Genomic DNA, 16,057 nt, shown 5'->3' on the forward strand with positions numbered 1-16,057 from the left:
AGGCTTACGGGGCAACCAAGGCTCGGCTCTCGGCGTCCCAGCGCCACAGCCGCTCATTGGTCAGTTCGGTGCCGCCCCACCAGCGATGGATCGTGTTGTATTGGCTGAAGTCGAGCTCGCGATCCGACACTTCCTGGCCGAAATCGGTGAGCGACAGCCGACTGTGCAGGAGTCGGTTGTTTCGGGCCTTCAGATCGTCGGGCGCTTCGATCTCCGCGGGGAATCCGGTCAGGACCGGTGATGGACAATAGGCGAGCCGGTCCAGGATCAGCTCCGCTTCCTGAAAATCGAACACGCCGCGTTACCTGTTCAGCTCGCTTGAAAGGACCTGTGGGCTTGTCTCGCCGTCGGCGACGAGATCCAGCATCCGCAGTTCGGACGCGCCGAGGCCGGTGTCTTGCCCGGGTAGCTCCTCGAGCAACGCAATCAGTGCCGCGCGGAGCTGCGGGATGGCCGACAGATCCTGCATGAGAAGGTCGAAACAGGGCTCGGGCGTCGGAGCGCGATAGGCAGTCCAGGCGCGACCGGCCAATTCCAGCCGATCATCGGTCACCGCAAGTGCAGGCAATCGCCATTTCGCCAAGCTCTCGCCTCGGTACCTGCCGATCTCGACATCGGTCTGGACCAGCTTGAGCTTTGCTACGATGTGGCGGTGCGGGCGGAGCACGTCGAGCAACCAGGCCAGCACCAACTGGTCATTCGGCTGGGGATCAGCCCATAGCTCGACGCTATCGCAACGCTCGCACAACTCGACAAGCCCAATGTCCCGACCGATCGAGCCGGTCCATCTTGAACTGGCGAAGTCGAGCCAGTGCGTGTCGAAATCGACGTGCTTTGCGGAACGCGGTTCCAGCAGGGTCGTGAGGTCATCCGACGAGGGCATTTTCCCCCAAACGAAGCGCGGCCTCAACCCGACGACGATGTCCGCCCTTCCCGCCTGCCTCAGGCGATAGCTCGCGAGTTCACTTGTCGCCAGGATCAGACTTGTCACGATGCTCTCCGGCTACGCGGGATGGCATCAGCACCGCAAGCTGAGGATCAACTGCTTTACAAAAGACACACAAAACCAAACGGGCGCCGAGGACGTCGGCAACTCAACGTCCTCAGCGCCCGCTTGCAGCGAAGTCATGTGATCGCTTGAGCATGATCTCCGCGCAAACGCTTCGCGTTTGTCGCGAGGGAAAACCGCTTCGCACTTTTCCGGATCATGCTGGAGGCTTACTCTTCCGTCGGCTCCTCGCCCTCGGCGTCGCGCTCGGGCGTGCCGGCGAGGATCTGCTCGGAGATCAGGCCGGAGTTCTGCCGGATCGCGGCTTCGATCTTGGCGGTGATGTCGGGATTCGACTTCAGGAACGCCTTGGAATTCTCGCGACCCTGGCCGAGCCGCTGGCTGTCATAGGAGAACCAGGCGCCGGACTTCTCGACGATGCCGGCCTTGACGCCGAGGTCGAGGATCTCGCCCATCTTGGAAACGCCCTCGCCATACATGATGTCGAACTCGACCTGCTTGAAGGGCGGCGCCAGCTTGTTCTTCACCACCTTGACGCGGGTGGTGTTGCCGACGACTTCGTCGCGCTCCTTGATCGCGCCGATGCGGCGGATGTCGAGACGAACCGAGGCATAAAACTTCAGCGCGTTGCCGCCGGTGGTGGTCTCCGGCGAGCCGTACATCACGCCGATCTTCATGCGGATCTGGTTGATGAAGATCACCATGGTATGGGACTTGTTGATCGAGGCGGTCAGCTTGCGCAGCGCCTGGCTCATCAGGCGGGCCTGCAGGCCCGGCAGCGCATCGCCCATCTCGCCCTCGAGCTCGGCCTTCGGCACCAGCGCCGCAACCGAATCGACCACCAGCACGTCGACTGCGCCGGAACGCACCAACGTGTCGCAGATTTCCAGCGCCTGTTCGCCGGTGTCCGGCTGCGAGATCAAGAGCTCATCGATGTTGACGCCGAGCTTGCGTGCATAGACCGGGTCGAGCGCGTGTTCGGCGTCGATGAAGGCGCAGATGCCGCCCTTCTTCTGCCCTTCCGCCACGGTGTGCAGCGCCAGCGTGGTCTTGCCCGAGGATTCCGGCCCGTAGATCTCAACGACGCGTCCCTTCGGCAGACCGCCGACGCCGAGCGCGATATCGAGCCCGAGTGATCCCGACGACACCGTCTCGACATCCATCGAACGGTCGTTCTTGCCGAGCTTCATCACCGAGCCCTTGCCGAACTGGCGCTCGATCTGGGAGAGCGCGGCTGAGAGGGCCTTGGACTTGTCCATGGAGGATCCTTCGACGATACGCAGTGCAGTGGCGGACATTTGGGATGTGCTCCTTATTGCGGGGATTCGCTAGCGGGACAAACGGGCGATGAGATCAGGCGGAATGCATTGTTGATGGGAACCTACGTACCACGTTTGTTCTATGTTCGCAATATGTTCTTTCGAGCAGACCGGTGCTGGCCTGTTTCCATCCCTAGTGGCCTGCTTTGATTTTTGGAGTGGCCTAGTTTGCCATTAACCCCGTTGCAACCAAGGGTTAGTCGATGTTCTCGGTAAGACTACTGAACCGCGCGGTGGATGTTCTCACCATAGCAATGGTTATGGTCCGCCAAGTGTTCGCTATCCCCAGCGGAGGAGTTACCGGGTGTTCTCCGTGGGGGAACGAAGTTCCGAGCGGAGGCAGAAAAAGAGGGCCAAATGGCGGGATTAGAGGTGCCCTTGATCTAACTCAATCGGCCGCACCTGGCCCGGCTCAACCCTCCGGGCATGAAGGAACCCGTCAAGCCTGAGGAGGAGCCAAAGCGCCCCACGCGCTTAGAGGAGGCTCGGCGCATCATCGAGGAGTATGCCAAAGACCTTCGCGAAATCATAAAGAAGCTTCGCGAGCGCTTGCACTGAGCCTCGCCTCAGTTTGAAATCAGTGAGGCTTTGGAGCGTCTTTCGGCGCTGGCACGCTAGCGTTCGGGTCAATACCGCAGCGCTTGGTTTGATAGCCATGCCAATCGATACCGATCCCCTTTTTCTTTGCGGGGTGGTTGTATTCCGCTTTGTACTGCGCCCGGCACTCCTCCATGGTCATGGCGTTGGCGGACGAAGTGAACAAGCCGATCACAGCAACGATAACCAGACAGCGACCCATGGAATATCCCCATCTTTTGGTTAGCCGCCGTAGCTCGGGCACACAATCGGCAACGGCTTTGCACCGGGCTTTCGGCGCTCATAGCCACGGCAGTAATTAGCGATGCACGCCTCGTTTCTGTGGCCCATGCATGCATCGCACCTCGCGACGCAATCTTCATAGGTCACGCCGGGGCGATGCTCATCAATAAGCCGCTTCGGCTTCTCTTGCTGCTGAGCCATAGCCGAGAGCGCAGCCAGAACCAGAGCAAGCAACGCGATGCCGGATTTCATGGCCGATCCTCCTAGCTCGTGGAGGACTGTTAATCTGTCATGCCGCCCCGGAACTTGACGCAGATCAAGAGGCGCTGAGGCCGCCTCAGTTGGCGGCCTCTTTCATTTATCAGTCAAACACGTTCTTCTCGGGATAGAACGTCTTGATCCCGGTAAGCCGATCAATGAGTTTCTGGATATTTTCCTGATCGAACAAAACCGCGATGATTTCGACTCGGTCGTCCTGCATCGACACGGCCATTTTCGTCTTGAAGTTATCAATCCCTCGATTGTCGATCTGAGGGGGCACAAGCATACCCGCAACTCGGGCCGTGCCCTCAAGGGGAGCAGATGGGGTCCATCAATTTCCGTGGGACGCTATCTGTTCTTGATTTAGCTCAACGAGCGGAACAGCCGGCGTCTGTTAGCGCGGTTTGTAAATCGCAATGACTTGGCGGAATTCGTCGTCGTCATCGACGGTCAGTAAACCGACGACCATCCAGCCTGCGCATAAGCCGAGAACCATCAGCGCCGTTTTTAGCCACTGTCTCATAAAGGCTAGTATGCTCCGAGAACCAGGCATTTTACCACCCCATGGCGCGTTGCCGTGGCACAAATTGCACTAGCGGCTATCCGGCATTCAGGAATAGGATTTCAACCCCAACCGCAGGGGTTGTGTCATGGGCAGTGACCTACCTTTCAATGCGCTCATCGTGGCGCTCGGGCTGAGCCCCATCGCAATAGTGGCTATCGTCCTATTGATGTGAAAAACGGAGGCCGCCTCAGTTGGCGGCCTCTTTCGGTGCATCAGGCGGCAACGGGATTGGCAACTCAAGCTGATGTTCGAAACCAAATCGTTTGGCGATTTTGTTTTCGTATTCCTGTTTATCCTCGGAGGACTCTGCCATTTCCAGCACTCGCCCTAAGGTGCCTGCCCAGCGCGCGCGCTCCGATGATATTCAAAAACTGAAATAGCTTCTTCGCTCGATCTCCTCCGCGCGTCTTATGCGCCTTGAGAAGTTCGAAGATTTTCCCGCTGCTCTGAGCAAGTGGATAATAGACATGGTTCACCATGCCGCAACGGTGACAGGACCAACATGTCGCGGGCCGCCATCTCTCTATTTGCGAAGGGCGAGCGCGGTCAGGACTTCCCTGCCCCTGTTTCGCGCATCACAAGTGAGAGCCCGCTATGGGACTGGTTCCATGTGGCTCGATGGATGTACAAGCGCGGATCGCTGACGTTAGAAAGCGTAATCCGCGCGAAGATGGTAAGGCAGGTCAACCGCGCCGTCTCAGAAACAGGTGGCCGGCTAGAGCAGTCCCGATACGGTCGTAAGCTATTGCAAGAGATTCATGCAGTAGCCGCATGATCCGAGAGCCCGGCGCGAGCCGGGCTTTTTGGGGCCCCAAAGAAACGGCCCCAGCGAGCGGAGGGTTAATCACGCGAACAGAAGCCACACTATGCTGGCAAGAAGCGAGATGAACGAGACCGCCACGAGACCGACGAGAGCAATCTCCACACCGTCTATCCGATCAGAATACAGCCGCATTGAAATCATCCCTCCCAGCGATAAGGGATCGACTTCTGTAACGGATCGGAAGGTGTCCTAGTTCCCGGCAGCGGGTGTCCTAATTAGGACAGCACCAGCAGACCAAGTGCTGTCCGTCTTTAAGCCCCCGTACCCTAATTTGATTTTTGGAGTGTCCTAGTTCGGATTAAGCGAACGGAAACCGTAGCTTGGCCGGTGTTCTCAGTAGGACTACCGAGGCACCCCATCGGATGCTCTATCCCCGTCCCGCCTTTGACCGAGATCAGGGAATTTAATCTTGAGAGAACGAACCGGGGGCAACGGAACGTGATACGATATCACCATCACCGGCCAAGGCTTTGCCCGTAGGCGTCGGTGGCTGAGAGACCAACAGCGCTCCCGCCTGCATAGGAAGGGAGCGCGGCCATGCCGAACCATTCCACAATAGCGCACCGCGAGATGCAGCTTCGCCATTTGGAGCAAGCCGAGCAGCATATTGCCCAAGGCGAGCGACACATCGCCGAGCAAGAGGAACTGATCGAGCACCTTGCCAATCACGGGCATGATCTAGCGGAAGCGAAGAAGCTTCTGGATAACTTCTACTCATGCCAGGTTTTGCACGTTCAGCACCGCGACCGAATCCGCAGAGAGCTGGGAGAGTAAAGGGCCACCTCAGTTGACGGCCTATTCTCATCTAGCGCACGATTAATTTCCTAGCGTGGCACAAACTGCACTTTGTTTTGGTGGTCATCCCGAGTTAGATTCCAACCTCACGCAGAGGTTGTGTCATGACCAGTGACCTACTTTTTAGAGCGAGCATTGTGGTGCTGGGGCTGTGCCCCATTGCTATCGCTGCGATTGCAATACTCATGTGAGAAAAGAGGCCGCCCCACCTTGGCGGCCTCTTTCATTACAGGCCCTTCCCGTCGAATCGCTGCGACAACATATGACGTGAATCCCGGTCGCGTGAATGAGGTGCTGAAAGGCTTTCGACATCGCGGCAGTCGAGAAGCGGCGCTATCTCGCAGGTCAGCTTAAACTATGAAGCCCGGCGCGAGCCGGGCTTTTTTCTTAGTCCAAAGAATGGCCCCAGCGAGGGGGTACACGCTGAGGCCAAGGCGGTTGGATCATCCATGAGATGACAGGCTCACCCGATCAACAGGGCGCCTATGCCTACGATGAGCGCTACGAACGATATCGCCGCCAACGCCCTGAAGCTGTACTCGACGCCGTCGTGGTGACTGAGCCTGAACATACAGGGAGCTTGCGCCACGGCCTTCGTGTCCGCATTAAAGTAGGCATGTCAGCGTCAGCGCCCTAATTGCGGTTCCAGCCTTAACTTAAGCGAAGATTTTTGAAACGATTCCCACGATGCCGCTTTTATTGCTCATGCAACAGGCGACCGAGGTTCATCTAGTCCGCGTGACGACCGATGACGGCGAGGTCCAAATCTGGCTCGCCGCGACCTCGCGCGAAGAAGCCGTTGACCGAGTGCTGGATGCAATCCCGGAGGGATGGGCTGTTAGCCTCATTCAGCGACAGGTGGCCGCCGATCACATCCCAATTCTCAACATGGCGGTCGGGGAAGTTCGCCGGCATCAGGCGTCCTGAAGAAACGGCCCCAGCGCGTTGGAACGAACGCTGAGGCCGCCTCACCGCGCCGCTACTGGGCAGGGACCGCTCCGAGTGTTGCGGCCCCAGCTGAACTGGATTCTACATAAACAAACAGCCCCAGCACCCCGACAGGGAGGCTGAGGCCGAGGAGCGCCCGTGGGGTAGGGAAAGATTCTGGACACCCCCACCTCAAGCTAGAACCTCCATGGCGCGGAAGGGCATTTGCATAAGTGAATGAGTGTCCTGATTTCCCCAAGCGAGCGTCCTAACTAGGCCAGCACCAACGGACCGGTGCCGGCCTGTTTCCATTCACAGTTTGATTTTTCGAGTGGCCCGGTTTGGGTTTAACCCCGTCGTAACCAAGGGTTAGCCGATGTTCTCGGTAGGACTACTGAGAAGGCCCTCAGATGTTCTGGCCCTATAATTTCCTGCGGGTCGCGATCTGTTCTCGCGGAATGTTTACTGGAACAATCGACCCGGCAGTGCCCTTATTTCAGGGCCCCCAGCCAGACAGGTAGCCCCCCGACTGCTGGAGGAAAACCCGCCTCCGGGACGGGTTGGCGGCCCCCTGTCGGGGCCGTTTAAAATTCCGTAGTTCTCCGGCCAAGAACAAAGTTCCGGGCCATGCGACATGCTTCGCGCCCGAAGTTTCCCTGATAATCAACAAGTTAACCTGACAGGCTCGACGGCGTCCGATAACGGCTGGCACAATCTGCATACTACCTTCGTACCCCTCCTGAGCCCTGGAAAAACTCCGTAGCGTTCGACGGAAGACTCAGGTTCCGCCAGTGTTCGTAACATTGGCCTGCCCAACCAACGCGAATTGCGCGGCGCTGGGCAGCCAACATTGCTGGCGACCGTTCCGTGGCGACGCTGCCGGCGGACGAATCCTTTCCGGAATCCACAACAACGGCTCGAACGGGCGCGGCCTTTCACACGATCTTTTCACGGGTGCTGATCATTACTACAACTAATGGTTTAAATATCGACGACCGCCCTTCATTCGCGGAACCGTTACAGATGATCCACAGGGGCATCGAGTTCAGCGTCACTCAGCTGATGGCCGGCGTCTGGAAATGGCGCTTCCAGATCGGCGATCGCGTCTTCACGGGCAAGACCGAAGCAAAGCTCGATCTTCTGGCAATCCGCCGCGTGCAACTGCGGATTGATCGCGAGCTGAACAATCTGGGGCGGAAACGGACCCGCGGCAGCAATGGGGACTGAGGCACAGTCTATCGTGCACGCCCCGGTGCCCTGACGCGCTGGCCTGCAGAGCTTCGGTTCTAATTAAAATTAGAACACACGAACCGGCGCCCGCTTCGCTCGAAAACGCTTCAATCCGCGCTGGCCAGCCGCCGCATCGTGAACTCGATGTCGCCGCCGGGAAGCTCGCGCCAGCTCTCGACGGCGCTCATATAGGCCGCCTTCGGGTAGCGCTTGAGAAAGTCACGCGCCCTCACGCGGGCCTGATCGCGTGGCAGGCTGAAGGTCTCGCGCAGATAGCCGTCGTCCGGCTTTCGCCGCTCGGCCATCCGGCTGGCGAGATCGCGCGGACGAGACACCATTCCGCAACTCCGGACCAACTGACGACACCCCAATATAGGGGCGGCGGCGGGAGAATCCGAGTCTGCGGGAGACGGACGACGTCGCCCCGAATGGGCGTTACTGGCTGCGCGGCGCGGCGCTTCCCGGCTGCGCCGAGCTTCCGGTCTTGGTCTTCGGCTTGGCGGGATGGGCGGCCGCTTTCGGCGGATCGCTGCGCACGACGCCCCAGGGATCGGACGATCCCTTGGCATCGGGAATCTTGCTGAGCGAGTCCTTGTAGGCCTTGTCCCTGACCGCGTCCTGCTCCTTCTCCTCCTGGGTCCTGGTCTTGACCTCAGGCATCAGGTTGACGTTCGGCATCTGCGCATAGGCCGGCGCCGACAGCAGCACCGCAACCGCAACTGCGCTCAAAACTCTCATAAGAACACTCCCTGCGTTTTCGTCGGCGGTATATCACCGCAAGAAAGCCGCCGCCAAGCGCGCCCGCCCCGGCCCTGGATCATGATGCGTTTCCACGGAATCGCATCATGATCTCATCTCTTTGTTTGAGCATGATCTTTTTCGGAAAACCGGTTTCCACTTTTCCGGATCATGCCCCTAGAGATGGTCTGACTTGCAGGATTTCGGCGACTGCATCCAGTCGTCCCAAATCGGACCGCAGCGCGTGCAACCGCTGAGCGCAAGTCCGATCGCAACCACGCCGCCGAGCACCACCAACCTGCGGAACATGTACGCCCCCACCACTCGCGAGCAGGCGACTGGGCGCCGAAACTGGGGCATTTTCAAGCCGGGCACGGCGCTTGCAGCGCAGCGCAGTGCGCGTCGGAGCGCAAGCGCGCGTCGGACGGGCTGCCGGCGCGCACTGGTTTGACCGGGCGGCCGCGCAAATTACACTGCGCAACAAAGCAGAAAAGGAATCGATCAAATGACTTTGGCGATGAGCTGGGACGAGTGGACGCAGCACGACGGGACGGCGCTCGCGGAGCGCGTCCGGAACGGCGAGCTGACGCCCCGTGAGCTGGCGTCGCAGGCAGCCAGCGCCGTCGCCAAGGTCGATCCCGCGCTCTGCGGCGTCGTCGAGCTGTTCGACGATGTGATCGCCGATCCGGCGCGCGACGGCGCCGACCTCGACGGCCCGTTCGCCGGCCTGCCCTTCCTGATGAAGGACCTCGGCCCGACCTTGAAGGGACGGCTGCAGGAGATGGGCTCGCTGATGATGCGCGGCAATCGCGCCGCGGCGGATACCTTCCTGACGGCGAAGATGCGCAAGGCCGGCCTCAATCTGATCGGCCGCACCACGACGCCGGAGTTCGGGGTCTGCAGCTCGGCGGAAAATCCCGCGGTCTATGTCACGCGCAATCCCTGGAACACCGACTACACCACCTGCGGCTCGTCGGCAGGCAGCGCGGCGATGGTCGCCGCCGGTGCGGTGCCGATCGCGCATGCGACCGACGGCGGCGGCTCGATCCGCATTCCCGCCGGGGTCAACGGCAATATCGGCCTGAAAGTCTCGCGCGGCGTGTTCTCGCTCGCGCCGCATCTGTCCGATCTCACCGGGCTGGTCTCGATCCAGGGCTGCCAGTCGCGCACGGTGCGCGACACCGCTGGCTTCGTCGATGCCTGCCGGGGACCTGCGCCCGGCGAGTTCATGCCGTTCTGGACCTCGCCCGAGCCATATGCCGCGATGATCGCGCGTGATCCCGGCCGGCTCAGAATCGCGCTGTCGCACACATGGGGCGACTATCGCGCGACGCCGCACATCACAGCCGAGCTCGAGCGGGTCGGACGTTTCCTCGAAGGCCTCGGCCATCAGGTCGATTACGCACTGCCGGCGATCGACTATCGGGAAGCCTTCGCGGCGCAGACCACCTGCTACATCAGCAATTTCGCCGTCGTGATCGGCAACATGCTCGCCGCGCGCGGCCTCGAGCGGCCGCCGGCGGAGCTGATCGAGCCGATCAACATCCGCATCTGGGAGCATGGCCGCGACTTCAGCTTCGCCGATCGCGCACGCATGCAGGCCGTCTTCAACACCACCTCGCGCGGCTTCGGCGCCTTCTTCGAGGACTGGGACATCATCCTGACGCCGATCACGGCACTGCCGACGCCGAAGGTCGGCACCACGGAATATCTCACCATCAGCGACAATCCGTCGGTGCTGGACTGGTTCGGCAATCTCTGGCGCAACTTCGCCTTCACGCCGCTCGCCAATCTCTGCGGCATCCCCGCGATCTCGCTGCCGCTCGCGACCAACGAGCACGGCCTGCCGCTCGGCATTCAGGCGATCGGAAAGCAAGCGAGTGACGGGCTGTTGCTGCAGCTCGCCGCCCAGATCGAACGGGCGATCGACGGCAAGTGGAATGCGGGCAACACGCCGGCCGTGCATGTCACGCGCAACTAGAACAAGATAGATAGCATCAACAGAGGGAACGGGACGTCATGCAGCAGCAAGCCGGGGAATTCGGGATCGACGACGCGAAACGCGTGCTCGGCGACGTCTTTGCGCCATGGGTGCAGGACCTCAATCTGTCGATCGAGCAGTTCGACATCACGCCGCCTGCCGGCGATGCCGACTGGCAGCCCGGCGCCATCCTGCGCATGCCGTTTTCCGAGCGGTTGTGCCGCAATGGCGGCATCGTCTGCGGCCAGGCGCTGATGGCGTTCGCCGACACCGCGATGGTGCTCGCCAACCTCGCGGCCAACAAGGGCTACCGGCCGATGACGACGGTCGACCAGACCACGCATTTCATGCGCGCGGTGACGGCGTCCGACGTGCTGGCCGACGCTCGCGTGGTCCGGCTCGGCCGCACCATGAGCTTCGGTCGCGTCACGCTATCTTCCGCCACCGACAACAAGCCGGTGGCGATGGTGTCGAGCGCGTTCGCGATGCTGCCGGGATAGGACGCTGAGGCGACGCGCGTGGAATGAACTACGCTGCCTCACCGTCATCCTGAGAGATGTGAGGCTTTGTCCGCATCTACTGTTGTCGTCGCCCGGCTCGACCGGGCGACCCAGTACGCCGCGGCCTATCGGCTCAAGCACGACCGTCTCTGGAATACTGGATCACCCGCATGCGCGGGTGATGACACTGAGCAAGCTGAGTAAACCAATTCCGTCGAGACGCGCGTTCCGCGCTCCTCACCATGAGGGTTCAGGCTAATCACGCTGCAAGATTTACTTGCCGAGCACGGCCTCCGCCGCATTAACGATGCTGATCGTCGGGTTCTTTCCGCAATAGGTGCCGAACTTCTTGGCGTTCTCGGTGAACACGTCGGTGTCGATGATCGCTTCGTCGGAATCGCCCTTGTACCAGCCGTCCATCCACACCAGCACCATCTTGATGGTGTCGTCGCCGCCGTCGACGAACTGCTTGCAGGTCATGGTCGAGAGATCGAGCACGGCCGCGCTGGCCGGTGCCGACGACAGCGCGAGCGCGGCGGCAAGCATGATCGAGGCAGTGATCTTCATCGCAATCTCCATGGGCAATGATCTGGAATGAACCGGTCGCTGGGAAAGCCAGCGTGTCCGCCCGCGACCCGTAAGCGATGCGTTACATCGAACGCAAGCACGGCATCGCGCAAGTTTGCCTGCACGTCGCTTCAGTGCACGGATTGAGAATTCGTGTTTCTGATTTGTGACGGCGCCGCGCTAAAGCGTGATGAGAACAGGGCGTGTAGTCGAGAATCCAGTGTATGCGAGCGGGGATAGCGAGGTCGGTGTCGCTCTCAAAAGCCGACATCGGCGATGCTGCGGTGAATGTCCGCTCGAGGCCATCAGGCGATATTAGCAGTGTAGCCCGATCTCCCGATCCGTCGTACAATATCTCGTCGGTTGGGTTGAGAGCCATGGTGCAGGAGCGGCCATTCCCTGTCGAGCGGAGGTTGTCGGCGATATTAGCCGCCGATGTGGCTGGCTATTCGCGGCTCATGCACGATGACGAGGAGACGACACACGCCAAATTGACAGCGCTCCTGGCGGACGCTGTTGTGCCAGCAATCGCTGAACACGGCGGACGTATCGTGAAGAACACTGGCGATGGGTTCTTGGCGGAGTTTACAAGCTCAGTTGAGGCTGTCCGAGCCGCCATACAGTTTCAGACCCACATCAAGGAACTAACAATCCAAGAGAAGAAAGAAAGGCGCGTTGCCTTCCGCGTGGGAGTCAACATCGGCGACGTAATCGTCGAGGCCCATGACATATTCGGGGACGGCGTTAACATCGCGGCGCGGCTTGAAGGTTTCGCAGAGCCGGGCGGCATCTGCATCTCGTCTTCTGCCTACGATCAAGTGCGAGGCAAGGTCGGCGTTGAGTTCGTCGATTTGGGCGATCAAAACTTCAAAAACATCACCCGCCCGGTCCGGACCTATGCCGTGACGTGGGATGAATCCGGCCCAACGACACGATCTCACCGCACGGAATCGAGCGCGCTTTCACCGCCTCGTCTTTCCATCGTTGTGCTGCCATTCGCCAACCTCAGCGGCGATCCTGAACAGGACTATTTCGTCGACGGTGTAACCGAGAACTTAACGACAGACTTGTCGCGCATCAGTGGCTTGTTCGTAATCGCCCGGAACAGCGCGTTCTCGTACAAGGGCAAAGCAATCGACGTACGGCAAGTCGGCCGCGAGTTGAACGTCCGGTACGTGCTTGGAGGTTCCATGCAGCTCAGCGGCAAGCGGCTTCGAGTGAACGTGCAGCTCACCGATGCAGAAAGCCGCAAACATCTTTGGGCCGAGCGCTTCGAAAAACCTGTCGCCGATCTTTTCGATATGCAGGACGAAATCGTATCAAGGCTCGCCAACTCGTTAGGTGTCCAGCTCTTTGTAGTCGAGGCACGAAAGGCGGAGCGGTTGCTGCACCCCGACGCAATAGACCTGTTCTTTCAGGGTACTGCCTGCTTCTACAACGGGCCGACCCTTGAACACGCGACCCGGGCGCGCGGCTTTTTTGAGCGTGCTTTGGTGATCGATCCCCGAGGGGCCGGAGCGATTTGGGCGTTGATCGGCATGGCAAACGTCGATCTGACAGTGGGAGCCGACCTGCTAACGGACGAGCGAGCCGCGCTTCTTTCGGCAGCCGAAGCGAACGCGATCAAAGCACTTTCACTAGCTCCCAACATTGCCGCGGCCCGTCTGATACTCGCACTCGTCTACATTAACACAAACCGCGCCGCGCAAGGGATTACCGAATGCGAGCAGGCATTAGCACTTGATCGCAATTTGGCTTATGCTCATGGCGTTATCGGTTTAGCCAAACTCTATATGGGTTGTCCTACCGAGACTGAAGGCCATGTACTCGAGGCTCTCCGTCTGTCCCCTCGCGATCTCGTTGCCAACCGGTTGATGCGTTTTGTGGGCACTGCAAAGCTACAGCTCGGTGCGGATGCCGAAGCGGTCAGTTGGCTGCGACGAAGCATTGAGGCCAACCGCACTCATCCTCTTGCCCATTTTTCGCTCGCCGCTGCCTTGGGCTTGCTCGGCGCGCTGGATGAGGCGCGAACTGCTGCGAAAGCGGGATTTGCGCTCAACCCAGGCTTTACGATCCGCCGCTTGCGCGCCGCCAAGATAAGCGACAATCCTATTTATCTCGCGGGACAAGAGCGCCTTTGCGAGGGCATGCGCGTAGCCGGGGTGCCGGAGGGATGATGTCGGAGATGGGTCAAATGCGGCGGTCGAGGATCGTTGATGAGAAGTCCGGACTGCACCCAATACCGGACCAGTCAGAGGCGGCGAAGAACCTGAATTCATCGCGCTTTAGCGGAGCGAGGCGATGCTTGCACAATTTCGGAATAGTGGAAATATAGCCTTGATTTGCCCGACGTGTCAAGTTGCGTTTCGAACGCCGGCAGCCGCTGGCTCCTTTGCATGGGGTTGTTTTCGATATTTTGGCGGCGCGCCTGCGGCAGGCCGCACCTAAGCGGATCGCGAGCGACGGCTCCGCCGCCAGCGCCACAACAGCGCGACGATGGCGACGAGCACAAGACCGCCGGCCACAGCCTTGGCGGTGAACCGCCCGCCGGGACGATCGATCAGGCGGGTCCACAGCGAAGCATCCTCGCCCTGGCGCGGCAGGCGAAACGCCACCACGCTATCGCCGATTGAGGTGCCGGCTTCGGAATGGCCGCCGGCGCCGATCACGACGTACTGCTCGCCCTTCCAGAGATAGGTCATCGGATTGGCGACGCCCGGCACCGGAAGCCGGCCGAGCCACAGCTGCTTTCCCGACCTGGCATCGAACGCGCGCAGATAGGCATCCATCGCGCCGGTGAACACCAGGCCGCCCGCGGTGATCGCGACGCCGTTGACCAGCGGCGTGCCGGTATTGAGCGCGATGCCGAGCGGCGCGAGATCCTCGCTGGTGCCGACCGACGAATGCCAGAGGATCTTGCCGGCCTTGAGATCGACCGCCACCGTCTCGCCCCATGGCGGCTTGTTGCAGGGCGACCCGACCGCCGACTTCGCCAGCGCCCGCGACATCGCGAACGGCGCCCCTTCCTGCTGGCCGAATTCATGACCCGGCGGCGGATTGAAGCCCTTGGCCTGGTCGCGCGGAATCAGTGTGACGATGTGCGCCGCATGACTGACATTGGCGTAGAGGAGCTGATTGACCGGATCGAACGCCGCGCCGCCCCAGTTCACCCCGCCGCCTGTCATCGGATAGATCACGGTGCCTTGCGTCGACGGCGGCGTGTAAAGGCCCTCATTACGGGATTGCGCGAGCAGCGTCTCGCAAGCCGAGCTCCCGGTGCCCGGCAGCAGGCCGTCGACATCGTCGGCCGTCATCCGCTGCGTCAGCAGCGGCGGCACATGGGTCGGGAACGGCTGCGTCGGCGACAGCCTCTCGCCCTCGGCACCGTTCTGCGGCACCGCGCGCTCCTCGACCGGCCACACCGGCTTGCCGGTGTCGCGATCGAGCACGAACACAAAGCCCTGCTTGGTCGGCTGGATCACGACGTCGCGCTGACCATCGCCGGTGTCGATCCGCGCCAGCGTCGGCTGCGCCGGCAGGTCGTAGTCCCAGACGTCGTGATGCACGGTCTGGAATGCCCATGCGAGTTCGCCGGTCTCGATCCGCAGCGCGACCACGGAATTGGCGTGCTCGTCATTGCCGGCGCGCGCTTGCCGCCCCAGAAGTCCGGACTGGGCGATGTCGTCGGCAGGAACACCAGGCCGCGCTCCTCGTCGACCGACATCGGCGCCCAGACATTGCTGTGGCCGGCCTCGACGCCATTATGCACGAGCGGATCGAAGCTCCAGCGCGGCTGGCCGGTTCGCGCATCGAAGGCGCGCACCGCGCCGAGCGGCGCGTCGACCCGCCGGTTGTCGCCGATCGCGGACCCCACCACGACCACGCCGCGTCCCGTCACCGGCGCCGACGTGATCTGAAACTCGCCCGGCCATTCCAGCTTCATGCCAACGTCGATCTTGATCTCGCCACCGTTGCCGAAATCGGCGCAAGGCTTGCCGGTTCTGGCGTCGAGCGCGATCAGGCGCCTGTCGTTGGTGCCGGTGAAGATGCGTGACTTGCAGGCGGCGCCTTCCGCCGCGCGATCATCCGTCCAGTACGCGACGCCGCGGCAGACAAAGCGATTGGCCGGCCGTTGCGCCATGCTGATCTTCGGATCGAAACGCCATTTCTGCGCACCGGTGCCGGGATCGAGCGCGATCACTTCGTTGAACGGCGTGCAGAGGATCAGGCTGTCCTCGACGAACAGCGGCGTCACCTCGAACTTGGTGCGCTTCATGACCTCGGGCGGGCGAGTATCGAGATCGCCGGTGCGGAATTCCCAGCCGCGCAGCAGCTTGCCGACATTGTCTGATGTGATCTGCGTCAGCGGCGAGAAGCGTTGTCCGCCGCGGTCGCCGCCCCAATACTCCCAGGCGCGCGCCGGCTGACCACACAGCAGCAGCGCGGCAAGCAGGCAAAACAGCGACCGCATCGCGTCCTCCCCCAGGATGCGATCACCGGGCGCCGCATCTCATGCGGGAAAG

General features: G+C 61.1%; 17 protein-coding genes and 1 pseudogene. 6 read left to right on the plus strand and 12 right to left on the minus strand.

Annotation, left to right across the window (positions count from 1 at the left end):
- Positions 1–4 precede the first annotated feature (4 nt).
- The 7 genes from ACVIHF_RS20790 to ACVIHF_RS20820 all read right to left on the minus strand — a co-directional run bounded on the left by ACVIHF_RS20790 (position 5) and on the right by ACVIHF_RS20820 (position 4,286).
- The gene (locus tag ACVIHF_RS20790) at positions 5–295 is read right to left on the minus strand and encodes a hypothetical protein (RefSeq protein WP_456780253.1); all 291 of its coding nucleotides are present in this window, start codon (positions 293–295) and stop codon (positions 5–7) included.
- 6 nt (positions 296–301) lie between these two features.
- Positions 302–991, minus strand: a complete 690-nt coding sequence (locus tag ACVIHF_RS20795) for a hypothetical protein (protein ID WP_456780252.1) — start codon at positions 989–991, stop codon at positions 302–304.
- A 227-nt stretch (positions 992–1,218) separates the two neighbouring features.
- Positions 1,219–2,307: a recombinase RecA gene (gene recA, locus ACVIHF_RS20800; protein ID WP_092090369.1), complete on the minus strand. Its 1,089-nt coding sequence runs from the start codon at positions 2,305–2,307 to the stop codon at positions 1,219–1,221.
- A 598-nt stretch (positions 2,308–2,905) separates the two neighbouring features.
- Positions 2,906–3,127 (minus strand): hypothetical protein, encoded by a 222-nt coding sequence (locus tag ACVIHF_RS20805; protein ID WP_253623718.1) that lies wholly within the window; start codon positions 3,125–3,127, stop codon positions 2,906–2,908.
- Positions 3,128–3,147: 20 nt separating this feature from the next.
- The gene (locus tag ACVIHF_RS20810; protein ID WP_456780251.1) at positions 3,148–3,399 is read right to left on the minus strand and encodes a hypothetical protein; all 252 of its coding nucleotides are present in this window, start codon (positions 3,397–3,399) and stop codon (positions 3,148–3,150) included.
- Between the two features lie 109 nt (positions 3,400–3,508).
- The gene (locus ACVIHF_RS20815) at positions 3,509–3,694 is read right to left on the minus strand and encodes a hypothetical protein (RefSeq protein ID WP_456780250.1); all 186 of its coding nucleotides are present in this window, start codon (positions 3,692–3,694) and stop codon (positions 3,509–3,511) included.
- 466 nt (positions 3,695–4,160) lie between these two features.
- The gene (locus ACVIHF_RS20820; RefSeq protein ID WP_456780249.1) at positions 4,161–4,286 is read right to left on the minus strand and encodes a hypothetical protein; all 126 of its coding nucleotides are present in this window, start codon (positions 4,284–4,286) and stop codon (positions 4,161–4,163) included.
- 1,047 nt (positions 4,287–5,333) lie between these two features.
- Here ACVIHF_RS20820 and ACVIHF_RS20825 point away from each other — a divergent pair.
- The 3 genes from ACVIHF_RS20825 (at position 5,334) to ACVIHF_RS20835 (ending at position 7,745) form a co-directional block, all read left to right on the plus strand.
- Positions 5,334–5,570 (plus strand): hypothetical protein, encoded by a 237-nt coding sequence (locus ACVIHF_RS20825; RefSeq protein ID WP_253607909.1) that lies wholly within the window; start codon positions 5,334–5,336, stop codon positions 5,568–5,570.
- A gap of 708 nt (positions 5,571–6,278) precedes the next feature.
- Positions 6,279–6,518, plus strand: a complete 240-nt coding sequence (locus ACVIHF_RS20830) for a hypothetical protein (RefSeq protein WP_253607908.1) — start codon at positions 6,279–6,281, stop codon at positions 6,516–6,518.
- Between the two features lie 1,023 nt (positions 6,519–7,541).
- The gene (locus ACVIHF_RS20835) at positions 7,542–7,745 is read left to right on the plus strand and encodes a hypothetical protein (RefSeq protein WP_253609962.1); all 204 of its coding nucleotides are present in this window, start codon (positions 7,542–7,544) and stop codon (positions 7,743–7,745) included.
- Positions 7,746–7,855: 110 nt separating this feature from the next.
- Here ACVIHF_RS20835 and ACVIHF_RS20840 read toward each other — a convergent pair whose 3' ends face one another.
- The 3 genes from ACVIHF_RS20840 to ACVIHF_RS20850 form a co-directional block, all read right to left on the minus strand.
- Entirely contained in the window at positions 7,856–8,086 is a 231-nt protein-coding gene (locus ACVIHF_RS20840) for a hypothetical protein (protein WP_016848527.1), read from the minus strand.
- Between the two features lie 97 nt (positions 8,087–8,183).
- Positions 8,184–8,486 (minus strand): hypothetical protein, encoded by a 303-nt coding sequence (locus tag ACVIHF_RS20845; RefSeq protein WP_076828393.1) that lies wholly within the window; start codon positions 8,484–8,486, stop codon positions 8,184–8,186.
- A gap of 177 nt (positions 8,487–8,663) precedes the next feature.
- On the minus strand, positions 8,664–8,795 hold the full coding sequence (locus ACVIHF_RS20850; RefSeq protein ID WP_253607907.1) for a peptidylprolyl isomerase: 132 nt from the start codon (positions 8,793–8,795) through the stop codon (positions 8,664–8,666).
- A gap of 196 nt (positions 8,796–8,991) precedes the next feature.
- Here ACVIHF_RS20850 and ACVIHF_RS20855 point away from each other — a divergent pair, with 196 nt between their 5' ends.
- Both ACVIHF_RS20855 and ACVIHF_RS20860 read left to right on the plus strand, forming a co-directional pair.
- Positions 8,992–10,467, plus strand: a complete 1,476-nt coding sequence (locus ACVIHF_RS20855) for an amidase (RefSeq protein WP_253607906.1) — start codon at positions 8,992–8,994, stop codon at positions 10,465–10,467.
- A gap of 38 nt (positions 10,468–10,505) precedes the next feature.
- Entirely contained in the window at positions 10,506–10,967 is a 462-nt protein-coding gene (locus ACVIHF_RS20860; RefSeq protein WP_076828387.1) for a PaaI family thioesterase, read from the plus strand.
- Positions 10,968–11,240: 273 nt separating this feature from the next.
- Here the strand turns inward: ACVIHF_RS20860 and ACVIHF_RS20865 are convergent, their stop codons facing one another.
- The gene (locus tag ACVIHF_RS20865) at positions 11,241–11,534 is read right to left on the minus strand and encodes an HdeA/HdeB family chaperone (RefSeq protein WP_253607904.1); all 294 of its coding nucleotides are present in this window, start codon (positions 11,532–11,534) and stop codon (positions 11,241–11,243) included.
- 377 nt (positions 11,535–11,911) lie between these two features.
- On the opposite strand from ACVIHF_RS20865, the gene ACVIHF_RS20870 reads away from it, so the two are divergent.
- On the plus strand, positions 11,912–13,711 hold the full coding sequence (locus tag ACVIHF_RS20870; protein ID WP_253609960.1) for an adenylate/guanylate cyclase domain-containing protein: 1,800 nt from the start codon (positions 11,912–11,914) through the stop codon (positions 13,709–13,711).
- Between the two features lie 267 nt (positions 13,712–13,978).
- Here the strand turns inward: ACVIHF_RS20870 and ACVIHF_RS20875 are convergent.
- Positions 13,979–16,005, minus strand: a pseudogene (locus ACVIHF_RS20875) (pyrroloquinoline quinone-dependent dehydrogenase).
- Positions 16,006–16,057 lie beyond the last annotated feature (52 nt).

Source organism: Bradyrhizobium sp. USDA 4506 (assembly GCF_054058795.1).